A 22,027-nucleotide genomic window follows, 5' to 3' on the forward strand; every position below is an offset into this window, starting at 1 on the left:
TCTTACGCCCTGTGGTCAGGGCGCCTCCTCAGCGCAGCACATAACAACGAAATGGTATATGTTCAATGAACGGGTGAAGGTTTGATCCGTGTTGGCGGTCTTTGTGCCCGGAAAAGGATCAGACTGTCACAAGCGGATCAACGTCGGCGTTTTGCGCGCAGTGTCGGATCAGCTTGGGTTGGATCCTCTGGCCACGGGTGTTTGGGATATTGGGCGCGCATATCTTTGCGAACGTCTGCGTATGAGCCGGCCCAGAACCCCGGTAAGTCCCTTGTGATCTGGATTGGGCGCTGGGCGGGGGACAGCAGAGTGATCTTGAGGGGCTCGCCGCCCACGATCGGATGGCGGGTTACTCCGAACAGCTCCTGCAACCGGACCGAGATTTCGGGGGCCGCACCGCCGTAGTCAATCGGCACTTTCCGACCCAAAGGTGTTTCGAATGATCCGGGTGCGCGCCGGTCCAGTTCCTTTGTCTGGTTCCAATCCAACCGGGCGCGCAATGCAGGTAGCAGGTCGAACTTTTTCCAGTCGTCAGCCGATCGCACGCCCGAGAGCATCGGAAGCAACCAGTCCTCTAACGACGCAGCCAGCCCGTCAGGTGAGAAATCGGGCAGGTCAACGCCCTCGGCCCTGACCAATTCGACCCGCGCGGCCAGACGCGCCGATGCGCCGTTCAGCCGCAGACCCAGATCGCGCACTCCGTCCAGCATTGCCATAGCCAGTATGTCTTCGGGCACGTCTTTCCAAATGCGGTCGTCCAGAGTTATGGTACCCAGCCGCTCTTGCCGACGCGCAACAACGCGGCGGTCCCGTTTGGACCAGACGCAGCTATCAACCCAGTCGATCTGATCCGCGAACAGATCGCGAATTTCGCGCTCGGATATTTGCGCGGCCATGCGCACACGCGCCTCACGTGGGTTGCCGTCGGTGTCTGTGACAACCAGATAAGGGCTCGCTGCCAAAGTGTCGGCACTGTCCAACACCACACCTTTTCCGCCAGACAAAACATATCGCGGATCGTCACCCTTGCGACGCTGGCCGATACGGTCGGGGTAGGCCAGCGCAGCCATGGCTGCGGGGCTCAGATCAGATGGCTTTCCATTTCGGCGCAGCCGCTTGGCTTCGGCCTTTATGCGGTCAATTGCCCCCGAATTCACTTGCCAGATGCGATTGCGCTGAAAAGCGCGCAGATCGCGTAGTGCTTCTAGCCGCAGCAACATATCGGTCGGCGCGCCGCGCAGCGGGTCTCGTTCGGCCATCAGCGCGGCCAGAGAGGATGCGTCCGACCCGGCACGCTCTAGCATGTGGCCTAACCGGGGATGCAGGGGCAGGGCCGAAAGGGCGCGTCCGTGATCGGTGATCCGCCCCTTGCCGTCCAAAGCGCCCAACATGGTCAACAAGCTGCGGGCTTCGGCCATGGTGCCTTCGGGCGGAGGGGTCAGAAAAGCGAGGTCGTTTGATTCAGCCCCCCAAAGCGCAAGCTCCAGCGCCAGACCGGTTAGGTCGGCGGCTTCGATCTCGGCTGGGGGGTAGGCCGCGAGCGCGCCCTCTTCTCCTTTGGACCAAAGGCGATAGCAGACCCCTTCTGCCACGCGCCCCGCGCGGCCTGCGCGCTGGGTAGCCTCGGCACGTGTGACGCGTTCGGTGACCAACCTGGACATCCCCGAGCCCGGATCAAACCGCGCGCGTCGCGCCTGCCCCATATCGACCACAACACGAATATCTGGAATGGTCAGAGAGGTTTCGGCAATCGACGTGGCAAGAACGATCTTACGCCCCTCCTCAATCGGAGCTATGGCCTTGCGTTGTGCTGCAAAGGGCATTGCGCCGAACAGGGGGCGCAGCGTGCATCTGTTAGGCAAGCGTCCGGCCAAAGCGGCCTCGGCGCGGCGAATTTCACCTTCCCCGGGCAGGAACACAAGCATCCCACCTGCCGTTTCACGCTCGGCCTGAACCACCAGATCGACCAACGCATCCAACCGCCGTGCTTGCGGACCAAGCGGGCGGTCCAGCCAGCGTGTCTCGACCGGAAAACTGCGGCCCGCAGACGTCACTAGCGGAGCGCCCATCAAATGTCCGACCGGTTCAGCGTCCAATGTCGCGGACATTGCCAGCAGGATCAGATCGTCGCGCAGCGCGCCCATCACTTCGAGGCAAAGCGCCAGCCCTAGATCGGCATTCAAGGACCGTTCGTGGAATTCATCAAAGATCACTGCGCTGACGCCGGGCAGGTCGGGGTCAGATTGCAGCATCCGGGTCAGAATGCCTTCGGTCACAACCTCGATCCGGGTGGATTTGGACACTTTTGCCTCGCCACGCACCCGGTAGCCGATAGTCTCCCCCACGCGCTCGCCCAGCGTTTCGGCCATGCGTTCCGCTGCGGCACGGGCAGCCAGCCGACGGGGTTCCAGCATCACGATCTTGTCAGCGCACAGCCCTGCCTCGAGCATTGCTAAAGGCACACGAGTCGTCTTGCCCGCGCCCGGGGGCGCTTGCAGCACGGCGCGCCCCGAAGCTCGTAGGGCGTCCAGCAGATCGGGGATGGCGTCTTCAATGGGCAGGCGAGTCATGCGGGCTTTATCCGCCAAGCATCGGGCCGCGTCCAGTTCTGTGGTTTGCAGGTGACGACCTGCTTACATCCAAACGGATTCCGGCGCAGTCCGGTCTGGACAAATCGGCTTCAGCGACGGCAAGTAGTCGTGCCGCAAAAGATCGGGGTTAAAATGGAAATAGACAGCCTGAGTGACAGGATTTTAAAAGGGGATCGGCGCGCGCTGGCCCGTGCAATAACCTTGGTAGAAAGCGGCCGCACCGATCATCGAGCGCAGGCCAGTGAATTGCTGGCGCGTCTCGCAGGCGCGGGGAGACAGGCATTGCGGATTGGGCTGTCAGGTACGCCGGGCGTCGGTAAATCCACGTTCATCGAAAGCTTTGGCATGATGCTGATCGGTCAGGGATTGCGCGTGGCGGTTTTGGCCGTCGATCCCAGTTCGACCCGTTCTGGGGGCTCGATTTTGGGCGACAAGACCCGGATGGAGCGCCTAAGCCGGGAACCTGCCGCCTTTATCCGACCTTCCCCCAGCCAAAGCCATTTGGGCGGTGTTGCGCGTCGAACGCGCGAAGCCATCGCCCTGTGCGAGGCAGCTGGGTTTGACGTGGTTTTGATTGAAACGGTTGGAGTAGGGCAGTCGGAAACCGTGGTGTCCGAGATGTCAGACCTGTTTCTTTTGCTGCTGGCCCCTGCAGGTGGGGACGAGCTGCAAGGGGTCAAGCGCGGTATTATGGAGATGGCCGACATTATTCTTGTCAACAAGGCGGATGGAGATCTCAAGGCAACGGCCACACGGACCTGTGCCGACTATGCAGGAGCGCTGCGTTTGCTGAGAAAGCGCCCGCAGGACCCTGAAGGATTCCCCAAGGCCATGACGGTCTCTGCGGTTGAAGAGCATGGGCTTGAGCAATCCTGGGACGAAATGCGCTCTTTAACAAATTGGCGCAAGGAAAGCGGTTATTGGTCCACGAACAGAGCGGAGCAGGCGCAGTTCTGGTTTGAACAGGAAGTGCGCAATGCGCTCTTGTCGCGGCTTGCGACCCCACAGGCCCGCGCCGAGATGGAACGGCTGGGCAACGCGGTTCGAGAAGAGGGACTAAGCCCGTCAGTGGCGGCAGAAACACTGTTATCGAACCTGATGCCAGGCCAGGGATACTCCTGAAGACAAGAATTGCGTGATGTGAACCGAGTTTCCCGTACTGCGTGCGGGGGGCTGTCGAGTGCGCGTAAAGATGGTATTGTGATCGTATAAATCGCAGGACCTGAGACTATGCCTCGTATCAATGGGACCAACAGTGGCGATGATATTGACGTCACAAACGACAGCGGGACGCTGAACGGCACTCCCCAAGGGTCTCCTATTGATAACATTCGCGGTCGAGGCGGCGATGACGATATCACGGTCACGGACAGCACGATTTCCGACAACGTGGTTGGGAATACGGGTAACGACAACATCGTCATTTCCAATAGTACTGTGATTGGACGAGTCTCGGGCGGTGCAAATTCCGATACGATAACAGTCAGCGGGTCTGATGTCGGCTCTATCAGGCTTGGGGCGGGTAATGACACGCTCAATTTCAGCAGTACGACCGTCAACGATGACGTCGTCGGCGGAAGCGGTACAGACACGCTGAACCTACCGGAAGGCACGGTCGTTAACGACGCCACATTCGGTACGGTCACGGTTGAGGCCGGGGTTGCCTATTCGGTGTCCAGTGGCACGTTCACGCTGCCGTCGGGCGCAACCGTCACATACAGTGCTTTCGAAAACGGGTCGGGCGTGCCGTGCTTTACTCGAGACACCAAGATTTTGACGACCAAAGGTGACCGTTGCATCCAGACGCTGAAGGTTGGGGACGAAGTTCTGACGCTGGGACAAGGCGTGCAAGCGCTGCGATGGATTGGGCGACGCAGCATTTTCAAGGCAGATTTACAGGCCAACCCTCGTCTGCGACCAGTTCGTATATCAGCAGGGGCGCTTGGTGATGGCCTGCCGCACGAAGACCTTTTGGTATCGCGACAGCATCGAATGCTAGTGCGGTCCCGGATCGCGCAGCGAATGTTTGGTGCGCCTGAAGTTCTTGTTGCCGCGATCAGACTTGTTGATACGCCCGGCATTTTCGTTGACGAGAACGTGGATGAGGTGGAGTATTTCCACCTGCTGTTTGATGCGCATCAGGTTGTTTTTGCCGGAGGAGCGCCGACTGAAAGCCTTTTCACCGGTGTTGAGGCGTTGCGGGCGTTGGACCCCAATGCGCGGCGTGAGATTTTCGAGATTTTCCCAGACTTGGCCAAGGGTCTTCCCACGCGAGAAACCGCCAGATTGATACCTGAGGCACGGCAGCAAGCCCGGTTGTTGGAACGCCATCTTAAAAACGGTAAACCGCTTTTGTGGTCGCAATCGGGACCTGCTGGCTGAACAAACAAAGTTGGCGTAAAGAATCCGCGCGATCCGTCTTGACCCTTCCGTCGATTCCCACTACACGCATCCAACCAGTTTTCGGGCGCGACTTCGGGTTGCGCCCCTTGTGATTTGGCCGAGGTGTTATGCCGGGCCTCCAGAAACAAAGGAAGAAACCATGTCGCGCCGTTGCGAACTGACCGGAAAAGGCCCGATGACTGGCAACAATGTCAGCCACGCCAAAAACAGAACTCGTCGTCGTTTCCTGCCGAACCTGAACGACGTTACCCTGCAGTCGGAAACCCTGGGTCGTGGCGTAAAGCTGCGCATCTCGGCGGCTGCTCTGCGCTCGGTCGACCACCGCGGTGGTCTGGACGCGTTCCTGGCCAAAGCCAAGGACGACGAACTGTCGGCTAACGCGCTGAAAGTGAAAAAGGAAATCGCCAAGGCACAAGCCTCGGCCTAAGCCTTTTTCACATGTAAAATATTCGGCCCTGTACCCATGATGGCGCAGGGCCTTTTCTATTGCATCAAAGCCAAAAAGCGCGATTTGGTGACAATCCGTGGATATGGAGTGATTTTGTTCACATACCTCCGCTCTGAATGACGTTATGTTTAAGCATATTCATCCGACGGAGATCATTCTCATGTCTTTCAAATCTCTCGAATCTTTCTCCCTGTTGGCCGCTTTTTTCGGCAAAACCTTTGGGACATGTTTTCGGATGCAACGTCAGGTGAACAGGTTGCATACAAGCCTGACCAAAGGGTCTGTCAAGCGTACCGAACGGGACGGTTGATACTTTCCTCCTGACCCACGGGCTTCAAGCGTATTCGATTGCGCTTGAAGCCCTCTTAACGTCCGGCCTATATCAAAGGCGAAATGAAAGCTGTTCTGCATAAGACGTTGCCTTTTGTATTGTCGCTGCTTGTCTTGCTCACCGGGCAAGGAGTAGCCGCGTCTAGGGGCATGGAAACTGCCGTTGGGCAGATGGTCTTGTGTACCGGAGACGGCCCTGTGGTCGTCTATACGGATGCGGATGGACAACCCACGCAGCCTCCGCATTTCTGTCCGGACTATGCGATGACGTTGCTTGGGGCGGTCCTTGATGTTTCGTCCCGCGTGCCCGAAGCGCCAAAGCCCGATCAGGTTCAACCCGCACGGACACGCCGCAACCTGATTGCGGCACCAATTCCACATCACCCTGCGCGGGCTCCTCCTGTCGTGTTCTGACAATCAACTTATTCTCAGACACTTAAAGCAGGAGAAGCCAGATGCGCTTTTCATTCAAACTATTGGCCACTCTGGCCGCCGCCACCATTGCAACCGCCGCAGTGGCACAGGATTCGATTGCAGTCGAAGATGCTTATGCGCGTTCGTCCGGCAAGACTGCCAAAGCCGGTGCGGCGTTCATGATGATCGAAAACACCGGTGACGCAGATGACCGGTTGATCGCCGTTGAATCTGAGGCTGCGGCGCGGGTTGAACTGCACACGCATGAGGTTGATGCCAACGGCGTTGCCAAGATGATCCATGTCGAGGAAGGGTTCGTGATACCGGCGGGTGAAGCTCGTGCGCTGAAACGCGGAGGGGACCACGTCATGTTCATGGGGCTGATGGCGCCTTTCGAAGAAGGATCCACTGTCCCCGTCACTTTGATCTTCGAAAAGGCAGGCGAGGTCGAGGTCGACATTCCGGTTGATCTGAAGCGTCACGACGCTGGTGGGCACGGGTCGCATTCGCACTGAAGCTACGCGCGTCTTCGCGCCGCTTTGCGGCGGTCATCCACGCGTCAGGCCGGGCTGAGCCCGGCCTGTTTGCGTCGAGTCTAGCGGTTGACGACGCGCATCGAAACGCGGTCGCGGGCGGATTTGAAACGCAATGCGAGGAAGATCATGACCCCCGAGAAGGCCAGCGCCGAGAACGCAATGGCCCAGCCCAGTGCCACCATTCCGCTGCCTGGCCAGAACATCAGAACCAGCCCAATCAGCAACGCGACGATCCCTGAATTGCGGAAGGTTGCCGAATCTGGATGCTGATCCGGTATTTGTCGCCACGCTGCCAGCGAACCGACGCCAACAATCAGGGCCCATGCACCCAAAAGGAAGAAGGTCAGTCGCGCCACGCCCTCGGGCCAGATCAGAAGGACCAGCCCAATAAGCAAAGCGCCTATTCCGAATCCTCCGATCAGGCCGCGTCGACCGAACCCAAACAGGGTGACGCCGCCGTCAAGCACCAGTAGCAGACCGACTAGACGCAACAGAAGCGAAATGCTGCCCGTCGGCCAGAACAACGCTGCAACCCCCAACACACCGGCGAGAATGCCGCGCAACAAAAAAGTCCACCACAGATTGGCCAGCTGCTCTCCCATCGCTTCGCGACCGTCCAGGCTGTGGCTATCAAGGATTTCTTCGTGCGGCGTATGAGGGTCGGTCATGTGGGCCTCCGGTTGTGGTCGCGGGTTCAGTATACAATAAATCTCTTTTGTATCTGACGTCTATTGTTGCCCCAGCAGGTCGTCGACCCAGCGTGGGACTGTTTCCGACGCCGGGCCGAGGATGACCGTTTCAAAGCTGGACGCGCCATCCGAGGGTTCAAGGTTTAATTCGACGGTCCGTGCACCAGCATTGGCAGCCTCGTGCACGAAAGCGGCGGCCGGATAGACCTGCCCAGAAGTTCCGATCGAAGCAAAGATCGCAGCCTCGGAAAGGTGATCGTAGATGGTTTCCATGTGATAAGGCATCTCTCCGAACCAAACTACGTCGGGTCTGGCAGACGGTGCGGCACATGCGGGACAGGATTCACCCACGGACATCTCCGGGGGGGCAACCCAGCGGTGGTCGCACGCGGCGCAAAGCGCCCCTGCAAGAGTTCCGTGCATATGAAGAACGTTTTTGGCCCCGCCGGCTTCGTGCAGGCTATCTACGTTTTGGGTCACGATCACAACATCACCGGGCCAGTTGCGTTGCAACCGGGTCAGCGCTTGATGGGCCGGATTGGGTTGCGCGTTCGCCGCCTGTGTGCGGCGGGCATTGTAGAACCCCTGTACCAAGGCCGGGTCACGCGCAAACCCTTCGGGTGTAGCGACATCTTCTATCCGATGCTGAGACCAAAGCCCGCCTTCGTCCCGAAATGTGCCCAACCCGCTTTCGGCCGAGATTCCGGCTCCGGTCAGGATGACAATCTTTTCCATTCCTACCTCACACGTTACACCTTGGTGCATGAGCCACCGTATCCTGTTTGTCTGTTTGGGCAATATCTGCCGTTCACCCGCTGCCGAGGGCGTGTTTCGCGCCCGTGCACCACATCATACGACTGATAGCGCCGGGACCTCGGGCTGGCATGTCGGCGACCCGCCCTATGGGCCGATGCAGAAGGCAGCAATGGTACGGGGGGTAGCACTGGGCGATTTGCGCGCCCGGAAATTTGTGGCGGAGGATTTCAACCGGTTTGATTTGATCCTTGGCATGGATGCCGACAACATCGCCAATATTGAGGATCTGCGCCCCGAGGGCAGCGACACTCCGGTCCGCTTGCTGACCGATTTTGCCCCAGAAACCGGCGCGGACCATGTGCCCGACCCCTATTACACCCGTGATTTTGACGGAGCTTTGGACTTGATCGAGGCCGCTGTGGAAGGCCTCGCCGCTCATCTGCGTGGTTAGGCCATCACCTTAAGCCGACCGTCCAGCCAAGGCAGTTGCGTCAAGGCCGGGTCCACGATCTGGCTGCGCATCAGTCGGCGCATCATATCGGCCACCTCTTGCGGAACCTGATCGGACCAGTCGGTGCGGGTGAACAGCGAGATCATTCGAGAAAAGTCCCCAAACGGGGCAGGGTGCGCCTCAAGCCCGTCGTGGAACCGGGCGGCGCGCATGAAACCCAAGGGCGTGGTGATAGCCCAGCCAAGGCCGCGCGCGACCATCGCCATCAACGCAAGGTGCGAACCGATCTCGAACCGTTCCTCGAACTCTAGTTTCTGGCGGGCCAGATGTGCCTCGATCTGGCGGCTGATAAGCTGTTCACGGGCATAACGCAGAAAGGGTAGGGTCTGCACTGCATCCTGCGCTCCTTTAGGGGTAACCAGAATGAACGGGTCCTGCACCAGCGGGTATTCGGCAACGCCTTCAAGCACTTCACCTGAATGGGCTGATACGGCCATGTGCAGGCGCTGTGCCTCGAGATCGGCAAACAGATCCAGGCTGGGCAGGGTGATCAGCTTGAATTTCGAACGCGTTAGGCTGTCGGCCAGCAATGTCGCCAACCGGGGCGTCAGGTCATTGTCGAAATCGTCGATCAGCCCGATGGACAGGGTAGTCAGATGACCCAGATCCATCACGGTTAATTCGCTCTGGGCCATTTGCAGTTCGGCCAAAACCGTCTCAGCGCGGGCCAGAAAGCTGCGCCCGGCCTGGGTCAGCCGCATTGGGCGGCGTCCGTGGTCGACCAGTTCGGTGCCCAACGCGTTTTCCAGATTGCGCAATTGCTGGCTGACCGATGGCTGGCTGAGCCCGGTGATCTCGGCCGCCTGCGCAACCGAACCGGTGCGCGCTAAGGCCTCGAACACTTCAAGGCCCCGCAAAGTCAGCCCTTTCATCACCATCGCACACCCCTTTTGCTGCGCCTTTTCTGGGGCGCAGGACGGGTCAGGTCAAGGATGCTGAGGTATTTAGCTACAGATCGCCTGCGCCATCTGGCCAAAATTCTGATATCGATCCCATAGCGCATCATCCCGCGCGGTGCGTGACATTTTCAGCTCCTGCGCCTGATGGGGGTCAGCGAACCATTTCGAGACGGTCTTTTGGTCGCTGCGCGTCAGCGCCTGATCGGCCACACGTTGAATGCAACTGCACCGATCCCGCGTCGCAGCCGACCGGTCCGACGCCAGACATGCCCGCTTGATTTGCGCGGCCTCAACCGCCAATGGAGAACTTGCCACAGACGCAGCACAGAATGCTATTAAGAGGAACTTTTTCATGCTCGAGCCTCGTTTTTGCCTGCCCGGAGGGATCTTGCGCCCCTCTCGGCCTTTCGCGGAGTATGAATCAAACTGGTTTCGGGATCAATCGGGGGGTGCGAAAATGTGATTGGGCAGTGGAGCAAAGTCGCATTTGCTTAGGCAAACCAACGAATTTGAAAACAAAATGCTTAAGAAATACGGCCGCACATTCCATTTGCCACAATCCCCTGGGGCTACCAGCGATGACAAAATCATGCGCAGTGTCGACGGGCTGGTTGCCGCCGATGAGGTGGTCTTCACCGAGAAAATGGACGGTGAGAATACGACTATTCACAACCAGGGCTGCCATCCACGCAGCCTTGATGCCCGATACCATCCGTCGCGCGATTGGATGAAAGCTTTTGCGGCTGGCATCTCACCTCAACTGGCCGAGAATGAGCGTATTGTTGGCGAGCATCTCTTTGCACGCCACTCTATCGTGTATCGCGCTTTACCATCCTGTTTTCTGGGTTTTGTATGGATCAAACAAGAGGAGGTTCAGGCCTGGGACGCGACTCTCTTTCGCTTTGCCGAACTTGGGATCGCGCCGGTACCAGAACTGCATCGCGGGCCGTTTTCGGATCAGGTTGTTAGCACTGTTCTTTCCAACCTAGATCTCGATAGGCAAGAGGGTTTCGTGGTTCGTGATATGGCTGCATTTTCGGAACAGGATATGCCAACCCGCCTGGCCAAGTATGTGCGCGAAGATCATGTGCAAAGCGACACGCATTGGATGAATGCTGAACTGATCAAAAACGAGCTTGCATGACATCCGACAAGCCGCGCGAACAAAGGCGTTCGCATGGGGCTGTCCCACCTTGACCAGCGACTGTTTTCGAACCATATCCCGTCGCTATGACAGACCTCGCTCATATCCGCAATTTCTCCATCGTCGCGCATATCGACCATGGCAAATCCACCCTTGCTGACCGGCTCATCCAAGAGACCGGAACGGTCAAGGATCGCGACATGAAGGAACAGCTGCTCGACAGCATGGATATCGAGCGTGAACGCGGCATCACAATCAAGGCCAACACGGTCCGCATCGACTATACCGCCGACAATGGCGAGGCATATGTGCTGAACCTGATCGACACCCCCGGCCACGTGGATTTCGCCTATGAGGTCAGCCGGTCGATGCGCGCGGTCGAGGGCTCTCTGCTGGTCGTGGACTCGACCCAGGGGGTCGAGGCGCAGACGCTGGCAAATGTATACCAAGCCATCGACGCTGATCATGAGATCGTGCCGGTGCTGAACAAGATCGACCTGCCCGCGTCCGACTGTGACCGTGTGGCAGAACAGATTGAGGATGTGATCGGCATCGACGCGACCGACGCCATTCAGGTTTCGGCCAAAACGGGGCAGGGTATCCACGAGACGCTGGAAGCCATCGTGCAGCAACTGCCCGCACCGCAGGGCAACCTCGACGCGCCGCTCAAGGCGATGCTGGTGGATTCTTGGTACGACGCCTATCTGGGCGTGATCGTTCTGGTCCGCATCATGGACGGCACGCTGAAAAAGGGGATGCGGGTCAAGTTCATGTCGAACGGGACCCTCCATCATGTGGACCGCGTCGGCGTCTTCCGCCCCGAGATGGAAATGGTCGACAGCCTCGGACCCGGTGAGATTGGCTTTCTGACCGCTTCAATCAAACAGGTCCGCGACACGCGCGTGGGCGACACGATCACCAATGACCGCAACGGCACCGAGGACGCGCTGGACGGCTTCAAACCCGCGCAGCCGGTGGTGTTTTGTGGCCTCTTCCCCGTCGACAGTTCCGAATTCGAAGACCTGCGGGATGCGATCGACAAACTGGCCCTGAACGACGCGTCGTTCTCGTTCGAAATGGAAACCTCGGCGGCACTTGGTTTTGGCTTCCGCTGCGGCTTCCTTGGGCTGTTGCACCTTGAGGTCATTCGAGACCGCATCGAACGCGAATATGATATCGAGCTCATCACCACCGCGCCGTCGGTGATCTATCACGTCTACATGAAGGACGGCGAGATGATTGAGCTGCACAACCCCGCCGACATGCCCGACCCCTCCAAGGTCGACCATATCGAGGAGCCGCGCATCAAGGCGACCATTCTGGTGCCCGACGAATACCTCGGCGACGTGCTGAAACTCTGTCAGGACCGCCGCGGCATCCAGTTGGACCTGACCTATGCCGGCAGCCGCGCCATGGTCGTCTATGACCTGCCGCTGAATGAGGTCGTCTTTGACTTCTACGACCGCCTGAAATCGGTGACCAAAGGCTATGCCTCGTTCGACTATCAGATGACCGGCTATACAGAGGACAATCTGGTCAAGATGTCGGTGCTGGTGAATGACGAACCCGTCGATGCGCTCTCGACCATGGTCCACCGCGATCGGGCCGAGATGCGGGGCCGGGCGATGTGTGAAAAGCTCAAAGACCTGATCCCGCGCCACATGTTCAAAATCCCGATCCAAGCCGCCATCGGAGGCAAGGTCATCGCCCGCGAGACCCTCTCGGCCCTGCGCAAGGACGTGACCGCCAAGTGTTACGGAGGCGACGCCACCCGGAAACGCAAACTGCTGGATAAGCAGAAGGCGGGGAAAAAGAAGATGCGCCAGTTCGGGAAGGTCGATATCCCGCAAGAGGCGTTTATTTCAGCGCTCAAAATGGACAGCTAAGGCTGTCCATTTCTTCCTCTTGGTTTGTCCAAGTTTACGCGGATTCTGGATCGGCGTCCGATTGTCCGAGGTCGGTGAGTTCAGTCCAGACCGCCTCAGGTATGTCCCAATCGGCCCACTCAAGCGTTTGGTTTACATGCTGGGGCCACGTCACCCCGCAAACTGTTGAAGCAATGTTTGCATCTCGAAGCGAGAATTGCAGCGCTAGCGCGCCCATTGGAATGTCGTATCGGGCACAGATATCTTCGACCGCGCGCACAGGCGCGAGCATTTCTTCTGTTGCTGGCCGGTAAACGTAAAAGTGGTGAACCGCGCTACCTCTTGCCAGAATTCCTCCCGCGTAGGGTGCTGCATTTAAGACGGTGACACCCTTGGAAACGGCTTGTTCGATTAGGGGCGAAGCATTCACGTTTACAAGTGTGTGCCGGTTATGCGTCATCACAACATCGAAGTCCCAGTCGCGCAACAGAGGCGACAAGACGTCCAGCCGTCCGCCGGCCAAACCAACGGCAGTTGCAAGGCCTTCCTCTTTGATTTTGAACAATTCGTCCAGCGCACCTCCGCTGCGCGTGATCTCTGACATATCACCAGCGTATTCCGGGTCGTGGAGGTGAAGGATGTCGACGCTGTCTACGCCGAGTGCCTTCAGGCTTTGTTCTAAAGACCGCCTCGCTTGGGTAGCGTCGAACACGCTCGTCTCCATGTCGCGGTCGATTTTCGTGGACAATACACAGCCTTCTGGCAAACCACCGAGTTCACGAATTACGCTCCCAATGCGGTCTTCACTTCGGCCCATAGCATAGCCGCGGGCGGTATCGATAAACCCGTCGGGGCGGGTAAGTATTGTGCGCAAGGTTTCTCGCGCCCTATTCTCATCAACTTCGTAACCATAGATTTGCGGAATGCTACCTATTCCTGTTGACCCAAAACCAATTCGAGGAATTCGCACCCCGGTTAGACCGATTTCGTGAAACGTCGTCATGGCTCCCCCTCTTCTGAAATTCGAATCAGAATATATGAATATTCGACGGGATTCTTATGCACTTCAAGCTGGAGGGCTGAGTAAAATCACTCGAAAGCCAAACAGGATATCCAAATATGTGATCCTCCTCACAGCCCAACTTTTTGAAACTTGTTAGTGTTGACCGAGCGGCAACTTCGGTAGGAGGCCCCTATGTCCATGGTCCCCATAATCGCCCTCGGATCGGCAGGTCTCTATTCCATTGCCATGATCTCGATGAAGTTCTGGTGGAAAATCCCCGGCCTCGGCCTTAGCCTGTTGATCGTGGCAACCCTGCTGGCCGCCGCAACGCTGGAGCTTGCCGCGCTGCGCGAGGAGCGGTTGGGCATCATCTATACCGGCATTCTGGGGGCCGAGGTTGTGCTGATCGCCATTGCCTCGTTCTTCTTGTTCGGTGAAGACTTCTCGATGCGGGAAGGGATCGGGATTGCCTTGGTTGTCGCCGGAACCGCCTTGGCGTGGGCCTGATTAACCGCAATCTGAACCCTTCATGAAGCTTCCTTCACAAATGTTGTAACGCGTCTGCACCCTCCCAATCTGTTCAGCAGGCCAGCACCGGCCTGGACAAAACGGAGGAAGAGACAATGACCAGATTTATGACTGCCGGAGCAGCCGCTCTGGCCACGAGCCTTACTCTTGCAACGACAGCCATGGCCGACACGCCCGACCTGCGCGGGACGTGGGTGGGCAGCTATACTGCCGTCGGCCCGAACCGGACAACGACCGGCGATGTGCCCCGGTTCAACAACGCCGAGTGGGTGCTGGATATCCAAAAACAGCAAGACAATGTGTTCTGGGGGCCCAGCAAGTGGCGGTCAAGTGCCGCTCAGGACTGGCGAATGCTGGATGCCACCGGGACCATCAGCCTGGACGACCCGACCCGGATCAGCATCGTCGAAAGCTCGGCCAATCCCGAGATCGGTGTGAATGCGCTGATTGATGCCCGGTATGAGGACGGCAAGATTTATGCGGATTTCCGTAGCCTGCGTCGCGGAACGACCTACAGCACCGTTCTGGAACGTCAGGTGAACTGAAGCGTTTCCGGTCCGGTTGGGCTGTAGGGGGTACCGGCTGTAGTTAATCTGCAGCGCTTAGTGGGTAATTCCGGCCGGGTCGGAGCGCTTCTCAAATTGGTCTCCACAGGGAGGAGACGGGTCGGGCGGTGGCTGGATCGCTCGCGATAAGGGCAGGATGGCCCGATGTCGGAATGTGTTCCCGGCATCGGTTTCCTGACCCGTGCGGACCTTCAGCGCAGCCTCGTGTGGCGAAACGAAGCCGTTGTCCGACCCAACTTGTTGAAAATCCTGAAAATGGTGTGGCTGCGCGTTCGCCAGATTTTTGGTTGACCCGGTGATCGCGTCACCGAGTGTAGAGAATGCGCTGCTGTATCACCGGCTTCAGGTCACATGCCGCAGTCGTTAAATAGCCTGCTGTACGTCACTTGCAGTGTTGCTAATCGCGTCGCCAGCTTTGCCGATGTCTTTCCCGACACCTTTTGCCGTTTCACACGCTGTCAAAGTCAATAGGGCGGCCCCAATTAGTAGAGTGCGGATCATCGTTTGCTCCATAGGTTTTGTTCTCTGAGCGTCGTAGCAGTTTTTCCCGTATGTAACCAGCGGTTTGGGCGGTTTCAGTTTCGGTAAAGGTAGGGGCCGCTGACCCCGGTTACCAGAAACACCAGGGCCGCGGCGCAGACAATGCTGGGACCGGCGGGCGTATCGGCCATATAAGCCCCCGCCAACCCACCCAACGCCGCCAAAGAGCCAAGGATCGCGGCGCAGACAGCCATGGCTTCGGGGGTTCGGACCAAAGATCGCGCAGCCGCTGCAGGGATGACCAGAAGCGCCGCAATCAGCAGAATACCCACGACTTTGATCGCCACGGCCACAGCCAGGGCCATAGCCAATGTCAGCCAAAGTTCCTCGCGTTTGGGATCAATACCAGACGCATAGGCCAAGTCTGGATTAAGTGTGGAAACCAGCAGGGCAGACCATCTCTGAACCATCACGGCCAGAATAAGAGCGCCACCGACCCAGATCGTCACCAAGTCTGTTTTTGCCACGGCCAAAATGTCGCCGAATAGAAAGGCATCCAGATCAAGCCGGACGTCCGACAGAAGTGCGACGCTCACCAGTCCGGCCGCCAGTGCGGTGTGGGCGATGACTCCTAACAGAGTATCCATCGCGAAGCCTTTTCCCCTCAGCAGCGTTACGGTTAGTCCCATTGTAAGGGCCGAAACGATGATCGCGGGCAAAATTGGCAGGGAAAATGCGAGGGCCAGAGCAATTCCCAACACAGATGCGTGCGCGGTTGCTTCGCCCAAGTAAGCCATGCGGCGCCAAACCACGAAACATCCAAGCGGAGCGGCTGCGATGGCTACTCCGACACCAGCGAGGGCCGCGCGTACCATAAAGTCATCCAGCATCAGTCTGCCTTTTCCTGCGAGAGTGTCGAGCCGTGATCATGGTCGTGTGAATGACTATGTTGGTGTTGGTAAAGCGCCATTGTTCCCTTCGTCCCACTTCCGAACAAGGCGCGGTATTCCGGTGCGTCTGCGACCGAGCGCGGAGAGCCCTCGCAGCAGATATGCCCGTTCAGACACAACACACGGTCTGAGGCCGCCATAACGACATGCAAGTCGTGGCTGACCATTACGATCGCGCATCCCAGATCGTGTCTAACCTGCTCGATACGTTGATAAAACGCGGCGGCACCCGGCTGGTCTAGCCCCTGGGTTGCCTCGTCCAGAAGAAGCAATTGCGGCTTCTCCAGCAACGCGCGCGCCAAAAGGACACGCTGAAACTGGCCGCCGGACAGCTTGGTCATCTGACGGTTTCGCAAGTCAGGTACACCCGCATGGTCCAACGCGGTTATGGCGTCACGTGCGGAAACGCGGCGGGGCAGGCTGAGGAACCGTTGAACCGTCATGGGCAAAGCCGCGTCCAGTGCCAGCTTTTGCGGAACATAACCAATCCGCAGGTTTTTGGCCTGTTTGACAGTCCCATGTGCGGGCAAAGCCGCCCCGATCATCGCGCGTAGTAACGTGGACTTACCTGATCCGTTTGGCCCGACAATCGTTACGATCTCACCTTCCGAGACAGTTGCGTTCACATGTTCAAGGATAGTTCTGCCGTCCGCGCGGATCGACAGGTCTTTCAGCGTAATCAGAGTTCTTTTCACGCCTGCAATCCTATGCATTCGGGGCACAGACCCTCGGCTTCGACAACGACGCGTTCGATCTGGAAGCCCGAAGTGTTCGCGGCAGCGCCCAGCCTGCCCTGAGTCAGTTCAGTTTCTGTTTCCGCGACGGCCTTGCACGCCCGGCATATCAGGAAGGCCGGTACATGGTCGTGTGTCGGATGTGCGCAGGCAGCATATGCATTAAGTTGTTCGATCCGGTGGACAAACCCGTTTTGAACCAGAAAATCCAGGGCTCGATACGCGACAGGCGGTTGCGACCCCATCCCTTCGGTGGATAACACTGCAAGAATTTCATAGGCTCCCATGGCCTTATGTTTTTCAAGCAGGATCTCTAGGACGCGCCGCCTGACAGGCGTAAATTGCAAGCGTTTCGCTTTGCATTTTGCCTCGGCTTGCGCGAGGGCAGTCTGAACGCAATGCGTGTGATCATGTTGCCTGAAACCGACTGTACTCATTAGGGGCTCCGTCATTTTGTGGCTTGATATGTTATAACGTGGGGCATATCAAGCGACCAGTAAATGTAATAACATATCATTCAGGAGGCATTATGCTGCGTTCCACGGTATGCGTTCTTGGCGTTGTTATGGCTAGTCAGGTTGTTGCGGAGCCCCCCAAAGTAGTTGCTGATATTGCGCCGGTTCATTCGCTTGTTGCGCGCGTTATGGATGGTGTCGCGGAGCCGGTACTGATCGTGCCGCCTGGGGCGTCGCCTCACAGCCACGCGATGCGCCCGTCCGAGGCGCGCGCGTTGCAATCTGCTGACATTGTCTTTTGGGTTGGTGAGGAATTGACGCCTTGGATGGACAAGCCGCTGAGCACTTTGTCGGCAGGGTCAAAAAAGATTTCTTTGCTGGAGGTTGACGGTACGATCCTGCATGAATACCGCGATGTTGTTGAAGAGAGTGGTCATGACGACCACACGGATCACGACGACCATGCTGGTCACAAGGACCACGAAGACCATGGTCATGAGGACCACGCGGATCATGATGACCATGCTGGTCACAAGGACCACGACGACCATGGTCATGAAGATCATGCTCATGACCACGACGGAACAGACCCACATGCGTGGCTTGATCCGGAGAATGCGCGGACATGGGCTTTTGCGATTGCCAATATTCTTGCCGAGGTCGACATCGAAAATGCGCAGGCATACCAAGACAATGCCAAAGCGTTCGACAATGAATTGACTCTGCTTGGCGACCAGATCAACGCAGATTTGGCCGACATGAAGGCGCATCGTTTCATCACGTTCCACGACGCCTATCAGTATTTCGAAAAGCGTTTTGGGTTGGAAACATCAGGCTCTGTCAGCTTGGGGGACGCGGCCAACCCCGGTCCCGCGCGCTTGGCAACGCTTCGGGAAAAAGTTTCAGAAGATCAAATAGACTGCGCTTTTGCCGAGCCTCAATACGACACCCGGCTGGTAGAGACCGCGATTGAGGGGTCAGGCGCCACGATCCTTGATCTGGACCCTGTCGGAATCGCTGTTGATCCAGGTCCGAAGCTCTATCCCACGTTGCTGCAGGCTATGGCACAGAGCTTTCTGGTTTGCGCAAACGGGTCGTGATTTTAACAGTTCGGCTCAGGCTGTCTGTTCCTCACAAAACAATTCATAGACCACTTCGAGCATGCGTTTGGGGCGGTCATCAGCAAGGCGGTAATAGATCGCCTTGCCCTCGCGGCGCGGCATAACAAGCCCTTCAAGGCGAAGTCGTGACAACTGTTGTGACACAGCAGCCTGACGCGCTGACAGCAACTCTTCTAGCTCTGTCACAGATTTTTCGCCGGATATAAGATGACATAGGATCATCAGCCGTCCTTCGTGGCTGATCGCCTTCAGAAAATTCGAAGCCCGCGTCGCGCTTCCTGCAATGAGCTCGATGTTATCGTTTGGTATGTCCTGCTTAACCTGCGCCAGTGCCATTATCTTGTCCTTTATGCCCAGTCGGGCGATGGTCTACGTAAAATCCGGACTCGGTTACTCGAGCCGCTTAAGTGCACATACTGACCAAATCTGTCCATATGCATGAATCAAAATGACGTGATGGGAAAGAGAGCATCCGCAGACAAAAGAAGCCCCTAGTTGAAAACGGGCAGTGGCGGTGTCGCGCCACGCAGAAACAACTGCCGATGGCCGACAAAAAGCAATGTGTTGATCAGAAGTCTCCGGCCCCCCTTGCAGCCCCTCTATGGCAACACTAAGACTCAGGTAACGTTTCTTCGGGTAAAGTCCCGATCCATAGCAAAGCAGGCAGGTTCCTAATGTTTGATCCCGTTGATACCTACATGAATACGCTCGTCCCCATGGTCGTTGAGCAGACCAGCCGGGGTGAGCGCGCCTATGATATTTTCTCGCGCCTGTTGAAAGAGCGGATCATTTTTATCAATGGCCCGATCCATGACGGAATGAGCCATCTGGTGGTGGCTCAGTTGCTGCATCTTGAGGCCGAGAATCCTAACAAAGAAATCTCAATCTACATCAATTCGCCTGGCGGTGTCGTGACAAGCGGTTTGTCGATTTACGACACAATGCAGTATATTAAACCTAAGTGTTCGACATTGGTGATCGGTCAGGCGGCCTCGATGGGGTCGGTTCTGTTGGCCGGGGGCGAGAAAGGAATGCGCTTTTCGCTGCCCAACAGCCGTATCATGGTGCACCAGCCCAGCGGCGGATATCAGGGGCAGGCGAGCGATATCATGATCCACGCCGCCGAGACGCAAAAGCTGAAAGATCGACTGTATGACATCTATGTGCGTCATACAGGGCAGACAAAAAAGGCTGTTGAGAAAGCACTGGATCGCGACAACTTCATGAGCCCGGAAGAAGCAAAAGACTGGGGTCATATCGACGAAATCGTCGAAAACCGTGCGAAAATGGACGGCGAAGAGAGCTGAGAATAAGTCCTCGCGTCACGTGCGCGAGGTACATTTTTGAGATTGTAGCCGCCTCAGTGGTGGCCTAAGCTGCAGCAACATGCGGCAAGCGCGGCCCCGGGCGGGGCCGCAGGGACGAAGCCCGAAAGGTAGAACATGGCGACGAATTCAGGCGGTGACGGCAAAAACACGCTCTACTGTAGCTTCTGCGGCAAGAGCCAGCATGAGGTGCGCAAGCTGATTGCCGGACCCACAGTGTTTATCTGTGACGAATGCGTCGAACTGTGCATGGACATCATCCGCGAAGAGACAAAGGCCAGCGGCCTGAAATCCAGCGACGGAGTGCCGACACCCAAGGATATCTGCGAAGTGCTGGACGATTACGTGATCGGTCAGGCCACGGCCAAGCGGGTCCTGTCGGTGGCCGTGCACAACCACTACAAGCGTCTGAACCACGCGCAGAAGGCGGGCAGCGATATTGAGCTTGCCAAGTCCAACATCCTTCTGATTGGCCCCACGGGGTGCGGCAAGACGCTGCTGGCCCAAACTCTGGCGCGAATTCTGGATGTGCCGTTCACCATGGCGGATGCGACGACTCTGACTGAAGCGGGATACGTGGGTGAGGACGTCGAAAACATCATTCTGAAACTGCTGCAGGCGTCCGAATACAATGTCGAACGTGCGCAGCGCGGCATCGTCTATATCGACGAGGTCGACAAGATTACGCGCAAATCTGAAAACCCGTCGATCACGCGCGACGTATCGGGTGAGGGTGTACAGCAGGCGCTGCTGAAACTGATGGAAGGCACCGTGGCCAGCGTTCCGCCGCAGGGCGGGCGTAAGCATCCGCAGCAGGAGTTCCTGCAGGTGGACACGACCAACATCCTGTTTATATGCGGCGGTGCATTTGCCGGTCTGGACAGGATCATTGCACAGCGTGGCAAGGGCTCGGCCATGGGTTTCGGGGCAGACGTGCGTGACAATGATGAGCGCGGCGTCGGTGAGATTTTCAAGGATCTGGAACCTGAGGATCTGTTGAAATTTGGCCTGATCCCTGAATTTGTTGGACGTCTGCCGGTTCTGGCAACGCTTGAGGATCTGGACGAGGATGCTCTGGTCACGATCCTGACCAAGCCCAAGAACGCGCTGGTCAAGCAATATCAGCGCCTGTTTGAACTGGAAGATGCCGAGCTGGCCTTTACCGATGATGCGCTCAAGGCGATTGCCAAGAAAGCCATCGAACGGAAAACCGGGGCACGTGGTTTGCGTTCGATTCTGGAAGACATCCTGCTGGATACGATGTTCGAGCTTCCGGGTCTGAAAAACGTGACCGAAGTTGTGGTCAACGAAGAGGCCGTGACATCTGAATCGCAGCCTCTAATCATTTATGCGGATGCGGCCGAATCTGCTTCGGCGGGTTAAGACCTTACATATCTGATCCATGCGGCGCGGTTCTCCGCGCCGTTTTCTTATGAGGATACTGAAATGATCAAGCGCATCTCATCAGGTGGCGAATTTGAACCTAAGCTAGGGTATTGCCGCGCCGTGGTTGCCGGAGGTTGGGTGCACGTCTCTGGTACTGTCGGGCAGGGTGATACCGTGGTTGAGCAGTGCCGTTCGGCACTGACGGTGATTGAAAAGGCACTGACCGAAGCTGGTGCAGGCTTTTCAGACGTCGTTCGTGTAACTTACATGTTACCCGACAAGGCTGAGTTTGAGCCATGCTGGCCAATTTTGAGCGAGACATTTGGTGCGAATCCTCCGGTCGCAACAATGATCGAATGCGATTTGATCGACCCGAAATACCGAATTGAAATAGAAGTGACCGCGTATTTGCCGGAATAGGGGGTGCGGTCCTTGTGACACTGGACCTTGGCGCGCCTTTGGTCCATATCTGCGGAAACAGAATTGCCGGAGGCAGCCCATGGGGATCCTGAACAGTCTTTTGCGAGCCGTGACCTGGTGGAACGGGGCCACTCTGAACACGCAGATTTACACTGCGCGCAAGGGTGAAAAGGTCGGCGAGGACAACCAGGGCAATGTGTTCTACCGCAGTGCGGATGACAGCAAGCGCTGGGTCATTTTCAATGGCGAAGCCGAGGCGAGCCGTGTCGATCCTGACTGGCATGGTTGGCTGCACCGTACATGGGACGAGCCCCCGACTGACAAACCATTGCCGCACAAATCGTGGGAAAAACCACATCAGGAAAACCTGACCGGTTCGGCGCTTGCCTATACTCCTGCAGGGTCCCTGCGTCGCCCGGACCCGATTGAACGTTCCGATTACGAGGCTTGGAGCCCCGAATAAACGAGGCAAA

General features: G+C 57.5%; 27 protein-coding genes. 16 read left to right on the top strand and 11 right to left on the bottom strand.

The features are described 5' to 3' along the window. Nucleotides 1–137: 137 nt before the first annotated feature. The gene (gene hrpB / locus AC2FNR_RS08655) at nucleotides 138–2,570 is read right to left on the bottom strand and encodes an ATP-dependent helicase HrpB (protein WP_496848758.1); all 2,433 of its coding nucleotides are present in this window, start codon (nucleotides 2,568–2,570) and stop codon (nucleotides 138–140) included. A 153-nt stretch (nucleotides 2,571–2,723) separates the two neighbouring features. Here hrpB and meaB point away from each other — a divergent pair, with 153 nt between their 5' ends. From meaB to AC2FNR_RS08680, 5 genes are all read left to right on the top strand, one after another. Beyond that, on the top strand, nucleotides 2,724–3,713 hold the full coding sequence (gene meaB / locus AC2FNR_RS08660; RefSeq protein WP_496848759.1) for a methylmalonyl Co-A mutase-associated GTPase MeaB: 990 nt from the start codon (nucleotides 2,724–2,726) through the stop codon (nucleotides 3,711–3,713). A gap of 108 nt (nucleotides 3,714–3,821) precedes the next feature. Further along, a complete protein-coding gene (locus AC2FNR_RS08665; protein ID WP_496848761.1) occupies nucleotides 3,822–4,973 on the top strand; it encodes a Hint domain-containing protein in 1,152 nt (383 codons plus the stop codon). A gap of 160 nt (nucleotides 4,974–5,133) precedes the next feature. Continuing rightward, nucleotides 5,134–5,421, top strand: coding sequence for a 50S ribosomal protein L28 (rpmB, locus tag AC2FNR_RS08670; RefSeq protein WP_008756960.1), 288 nt, complete (start codon nucleotides 5,134–5,136; stop codon nucleotides 5,419–5,421). A 414-nt stretch (nucleotides 5,422–5,835) separates the two neighbouring features. Continuing rightward, the gene (locus AC2FNR_RS08675; protein WP_170355001.1) at nucleotides 5,836–6,186 is read left to right on the top strand and encodes a hypothetical protein; all 351 of its coding nucleotides are present in this window, start codon (nucleotides 5,836–5,838) and stop codon (nucleotides 6,184–6,186) included. Between the two features lie 41 nt (nucleotides 6,187–6,227). Beyond that, nucleotides 6,228–6,701 carry a copper chaperone PCu(A)C gene (locus tag AC2FNR_RS08680; protein WP_496848762.1) on the top strand — a complete coding sequence of 158 codons (474 nt, stop codon included), beginning with the start codon at nucleotides 6,228–6,230 and terminating at the stop codon, nucleotides 6,699–6,701. Between the two features lie 80 nt (nucleotides 6,702–6,781). Here AC2FNR_RS08680 and AC2FNR_RS08685 read toward each other — a convergent pair whose 3' ends face one another. Beyond that, complete coding sequence (locus AC2FNR_RS08685) at nucleotides 6,782–7,390, bottom strand: HdeD family acid-resistance protein (RefSeq protein WP_170753866.1); 609 nt, start codon at nucleotides 7,388–7,390, stop codon at nucleotides 6,782–6,784. A 60-nt stretch (nucleotides 7,391–7,450) separates the two neighbouring features. Further along, entirely contained in the window at nucleotides 7,451–8,146 is a 696-nt protein-coding gene (locus tag AC2FNR_RS08690) for an NAD-dependent deacylase (RefSeq protein WP_480866085.1), read from the bottom strand. Nucleotides 8,147–8,174: 28 nt separating this feature from the next. Between AC2FNR_RS08690 and AC2FNR_RS08695 the strand changes: the two genes are divergently transcribed. Beyond that, nucleotides 8,175–8,618, top strand: coding sequence for a low molecular weight protein-tyrosine-phosphatase (locus AC2FNR_RS08695; protein ID WP_170355005.1), 444 nt, complete (start codon nucleotides 8,175–8,177; stop codon nucleotides 8,616–8,618). Here AC2FNR_RS08695 and AC2FNR_RS08700 read toward each other — a convergent pair. After that, entirely contained in the window at nucleotides 8,615–9,556 is a 942-nt protein-coding gene (locus AC2FNR_RS08700; RefSeq protein WP_496848763.1) for a LysR family transcriptional regulator, read from the bottom strand. The genes AC2FNR_RS08695 and AC2FNR_RS08700 overlap by 4 nt on opposite strands. A 66-nt stretch (nucleotides 9,557–9,622) precedes the next feature. Next, nucleotides 9,623–9,931: a hypothetical protein gene (locus tag AC2FNR_RS08705; RefSeq protein WP_170753872.1), complete on the bottom strand. Its 309-nt coding sequence runs from the start codon at nucleotides 9,929–9,931 to the stop codon at nucleotides 9,623–9,625. Between the two features lie 235 nt (nucleotides 9,932–10,166). On the opposite strand from AC2FNR_RS08705, the gene AC2FNR_RS08710 reads away from it, so the two are divergent. Together AC2FNR_RS08710 and lepA are read left to right on the top strand one after the other, a co-directional pair. Then, nucleotides 10,167–10,721, top strand: coding sequence for an RNA ligase family protein (locus AC2FNR_RS08710; protein ID WP_496848765.1), 555 nt, complete (start codon nucleotides 10,167–10,169; stop codon nucleotides 10,719–10,721). Between the two features lie 86 nt (nucleotides 10,722–10,807). Further along, nucleotides 10,808–12,607, top strand: coding sequence for a translation elongation factor 4 (lepA, locus tag AC2FNR_RS08715; protein ID WP_170355008.1), 1,800 nt, complete (start codon nucleotides 10,808–10,810; stop codon nucleotides 12,605–12,607). A 34-nt stretch (nucleotides 12,608–12,641) separates the two neighbouring features. On the opposite strand, the gene AC2FNR_RS08720 is transcribed toward lepA, so the two are convergent. Then, nucleotides 12,642–13,589, bottom strand: a complete 948-nt coding sequence (locus tag AC2FNR_RS08720; RefSeq protein ID WP_496848767.1) for an aldo/keto reductase — start codon at nucleotides 13,587–13,589, stop codon at nucleotides 12,642–12,644. A gap of 192 nt (nucleotides 13,590–13,781) precedes the next feature. On the opposite strand from AC2FNR_RS08720, the gene AC2FNR_RS08725 reads away from it, so the two are divergent. From AC2FNR_RS08725 to AC2FNR_RS08735, 3 genes are all read left to right on the top strand, one after another. Next, nucleotides 13,782–14,096: a hypothetical protein gene (locus tag AC2FNR_RS08725; RefSeq protein WP_234899444.1), complete on the top strand. Its 315-nt coding sequence runs from the start codon at nucleotides 13,782–13,784 to the stop codon at nucleotides 14,094–14,096. A gap of 116 nt (nucleotides 14,097–14,212) precedes the next feature. Continuing rightward, nucleotides 14,213–14,662: a hypothetical protein gene (locus AC2FNR_RS08730; protein ID WP_234899443.1), complete on the top strand. Its 450-nt coding sequence runs from the start codon at nucleotides 14,213–14,215 to the stop codon at nucleotides 14,660–14,662. A gap of 165 nt (nucleotides 14,663–14,827) precedes the next feature. Then, nucleotides 14,828–14,974 (top strand): hypothetical protein, encoded by a 147-nt coding sequence (locus AC2FNR_RS08735; protein ID WP_480866075.1) that lies wholly within the window; start codon nucleotides 14,828–14,830, stop codon nucleotides 14,972–14,974. 72 nt (nucleotides 14,975–15,046) lie between these two features. Here the strand turns inward: AC2FNR_RS08735 and AC2FNR_RS08740 are convergent, their stop codons facing one another. The 4 genes from AC2FNR_RS08740 to AC2FNR_RS08755 form a co-directional block, all read right to left on the bottom strand. Then, nucleotides 15,047–15,184, bottom strand: a complete 138-nt coding sequence (locus tag AC2FNR_RS08740) for an entericidin A/B family lipoprotein (protein WP_209194128.1) — start codon at nucleotides 15,182–15,184, stop codon at nucleotides 15,047–15,049. Between the two features lie 74 nt (nucleotides 15,185–15,258). Further along, nucleotides 15,259–16,053: a metal ABC transporter permease gene (locus AC2FNR_RS08745; protein WP_170355011.1), complete on the bottom strand. Its 795-nt coding sequence runs from the start codon at nucleotides 16,051–16,053 to the stop codon at nucleotides 15,259–15,261. Then, on the bottom strand, nucleotides 16,053–16,808 hold the full coding sequence (locus AC2FNR_RS08750; RefSeq protein ID WP_331251797.1) for an ATP-binding cassette domain-containing protein: 756 nt from the start codon (nucleotides 16,806–16,808) through the stop codon (nucleotides 16,053–16,055). Before AC2FNR_RS08750 ends, AC2FNR_RS08745 begins: the two co-directional genes overlap by 1 nt. Continuing rightward, the gene (locus AC2FNR_RS08755; RefSeq protein WP_170355013.1) at nucleotides 16,805–17,284 is read right to left on the bottom strand and encodes a Fur family transcriptional regulator; all 480 of its coding nucleotides are present in this window, start codon (nucleotides 17,282–17,284) and stop codon (nucleotides 16,805–16,807) included. The genes AC2FNR_RS08750 and AC2FNR_RS08755 overlap by 4 nt, the downstream gene beginning before the upstream one ends. Before the next feature lie 92 nt (nucleotides 17,285–17,376). Here AC2FNR_RS08755 and AC2FNR_RS08760 point away from each other — a divergent pair, with 92 nt between their 5' ends. Beyond that, on the top strand, nucleotides 17,377–18,402 hold the full coding sequence (locus AC2FNR_RS08760; protein WP_496848769.1) for a zinc ABC transporter substrate-binding protein: 1,026 nt from the start codon (nucleotides 17,377–17,379) through the stop codon (nucleotides 18,400–18,402). Nucleotides 18,403–18,417: 15 nt separating this feature from the next. Here AC2FNR_RS08760 and AC2FNR_RS08765 read toward each other — a convergent pair whose 3' ends face one another. Further along, nucleotides 18,418–18,759 (bottom strand): ArsR/SmtB family transcription factor, encoded by a 342-nt coding sequence (locus AC2FNR_RS08765; RefSeq protein ID WP_170355015.1) that lies wholly within the window; start codon nucleotides 18,757–18,759, stop codon nucleotides 18,418–18,420. 338 nt (nucleotides 18,760–19,097) lie between these two features. Here AC2FNR_RS08765 and AC2FNR_RS08770 point away from each other — a divergent pair, with 338 nt between their 5' ends. The 4 genes from AC2FNR_RS08770 to AC2FNR_RS08785 all read left to right on the top strand — a co-directional run bounded on the left by AC2FNR_RS08770 (nucleotide 19,098) and on the right by AC2FNR_RS08785 (nucleotide 22,017). Beyond that, entirely contained in the window at nucleotides 19,098–19,730 is a 633-nt protein-coding gene (locus AC2FNR_RS08770; protein WP_170753885.1) for an ATP-dependent Clp protease proteolytic subunit, read from the top strand. Between the two features lie 135 nt (nucleotides 19,731–19,865). Further along, entirely contained in the window at nucleotides 19,866–21,131 is a 1,266-nt protein-coding gene (gene clpX, locus AC2FNR_RS08775) for an ATP-dependent Clp protease ATP-binding subunit ClpX (protein ID WP_170355017.1), read from the top strand. 63 nt (nucleotides 21,132–21,194) lie between these two features. After that, nucleotides 21,195–21,554 (top strand): RidA family protein, encoded by a 360-nt coding sequence (locus tag AC2FNR_RS08780; RefSeq protein ID WP_496848770.1) that lies wholly within the window; start codon nucleotides 21,195–21,197, stop codon nucleotides 21,552–21,554. 79 nt (nucleotides 21,555–21,633) lie between these two features. Beyond that, the gene (locus AC2FNR_RS08785; RefSeq protein WP_496848772.1) at nucleotides 21,634–22,017 is read left to right on the top strand and encodes an NADH:ubiquinone oxidoreductase subunit NDUFA12; all 384 of its coding nucleotides are present in this window, start codon (nucleotides 21,634–21,636) and stop codon (nucleotides 22,015–22,017) included. Nucleotides 22,018–22,027 lie beyond the last annotated feature (10 nt).

The organism is Ruegeria sp. SATB045 (genome assembly GCF_059613525.1).

Excerpts from the sequence above, each read along its gene's own strand:
- AC2FNR_RS08785 (WP_496848772.1), top strand. The coding sequence starts at position 21,634 with ATGGGGATCCTGAACAGTCTTTTGCGAGCCGTGACCTGGTGGAACGGG.
- AC2FNR_RS08685 (WP_170753866.1), bottom strand. The coding sequence starts at position 7,390 with ATGACCGACCCTCATACGCCGCACGAAGAAATCCTTGATAGCCACAGC.
- AC2FNR_RS08745 (WP_170355011.1), bottom strand. The coding sequence starts at position 16,053 with ATGCTGGATGACTTTATGGTACGCGCGGCCCTCGCTGGTGTCGGAGTA.
- AC2FNR_RS08740 (WP_209194128.1), bottom strand. The coding sequence starts at position 15,184 with ATGATCCGCACTCTACTAATTGGGGCCGCCCTATTGACTTTGACAGCG.
- AC2FNR_RS08760 (WP_496848769.1), top strand. The coding sequence starts at position 17,377 with ATGCTGCGTTCCACGGTATGCGTTCTTGGCGTTGTTATGGCTAGTCAG.
- AC2FNR_RS08780 (WP_496848770.1), top strand. The coding sequence starts at position 21,195 with ATGATCAAGCGCATCTCATCAGGTGGCGAATTTGAACCTAAGCTAGGG.
- AC2FNR_RS08765 (WP_170355015.1), bottom strand. The coding sequence starts at position 18,759 with ATGGCACTGGCGCAGGTTAAGCAGGACATACCAAACGATAACATCGAG.
- AC2FNR_RS08770 (WP_170753885.1), top strand. The coding sequence starts at position 19,098 with ATGTTTGATCCCGTTGATACCTACATGAATACGCTCGTCCCCATGGTC.
- AC2FNR_RS08735 (WP_480866075.1), top strand. The coding sequence starts at position 14,828 with ATGTCGGAATGTGTTCCCGGCATCGGTTTCCTGACCCGTGCGGACCTT.
- AC2FNR_RS08705 (WP_170753872.1), bottom strand. The coding sequence starts at position 9,931 with ATGAAAAAGTTCCTCTTAATAGCATTCTGTGCTGCGTCTGTGGCAAGT.
- AC2FNR_RS08695 (WP_170355005.1), top strand. The coding sequence starts at position 8,175 with ATGAGCCACCGTATCCTGTTTGTCTGTTTGGGCAATATCTGCCGTTCA.
- AC2FNR_RS08665 (WP_496848761.1), top strand. The coding sequence starts at position 3,822 with ATGCCTCGTATCAATGGGACCAACAGTGGCGATGATATTGACGTCACA.
- AC2FNR_RS08755 (WP_170355013.1), bottom strand. The coding sequence starts at position 17,284 with ATGAGTACAGTCGGTTTCAGGCAACATGATCACACGCATTGCGTTCAG.
- AC2FNR_RS08710 (WP_496848765.1), top strand. The coding sequence starts at position 10,167 with ATGCGCAGTGTCGACGGGCTGGTTGCCGCCGATGAGGTGGTCTTCACC.
- AC2FNR_RS08725 (WP_234899444.1), top strand. The coding sequence starts at position 13,782 with ATGTCCATGGTCCCCATAATCGCCCTCGGATCGGCAGGTCTCTATTCC.
- meaB (WP_496848759.1), top strand. The coding sequence starts at position 2,724 with ATGGAAATAGACAGCCTGAGTGACAGGATTTTAAAAGGGGATCGGCGC.
- AC2FNR_RS08690 (WP_480866085.1), bottom strand. The coding sequence starts at position 8,146 with ATGGAAAAGATTGTCATCCTGACCGGAGCCGGAATCTCGGCCGAAAGC.
- rpmB (WP_008756960.1), top strand. The coding sequence starts at position 5,134 with ATGTCGCGCCGTTGCGAACTGACCGGAAAAGGCCCGATGACTGGCAAC.
- AC2FNR_RS08720 (WP_496848767.1), bottom strand. The coding sequence starts at position 13,589 with ATGACGACGTTTCACGAAATCGGTCTAACCGGGGTGCGAATTCCTCGA.
- lepA (WP_170355008.1), top strand. The coding sequence starts at position 10,808 with ATGACAGACCTCGCTCATATCCGCAATTTCTCCATCGTCGCGCATATC.
- clpX (WP_170355017.1), top strand. The coding sequence starts at position 19,866 with ATGGCGACGAATTCAGGCGGTGACGGCAAAAACACGCTCTACTGTAGC.
- AC2FNR_RS08675 (WP_170355001.1), top strand. The coding sequence starts at position 5,836 with ATGAAAGCTGTTCTGCATAAGACGTTGCCTTTTGTATTGTCGCTGCTT.
- hrpB (WP_496848758.1), bottom strand. The coding sequence starts at position 2,570 with ATGACTCGCCTGCCCATTGAAGACGCCATCCCCGATCTGCTGGACGCC.
- AC2FNR_RS08700 (WP_496848763.1), bottom strand. The coding sequence starts at position 9,556 with ATGGTGATGAAAGGGCTGACTTTGCGGGGCCTTGAAGTGTTCGAGGCC.
- AC2FNR_RS08680 (WP_496848762.1), top strand. The coding sequence starts at position 6,228 with ATGCGCTTTTCATTCAAACTATTGGCCACTCTGGCCGCCGCCACCATT.
- AC2FNR_RS08730 (WP_234899443.1), top strand. The coding sequence starts at position 14,213 with ATGACCAGATTTATGACTGCCGGAGCAGCCGCTCTGGCCACGAGCCTT.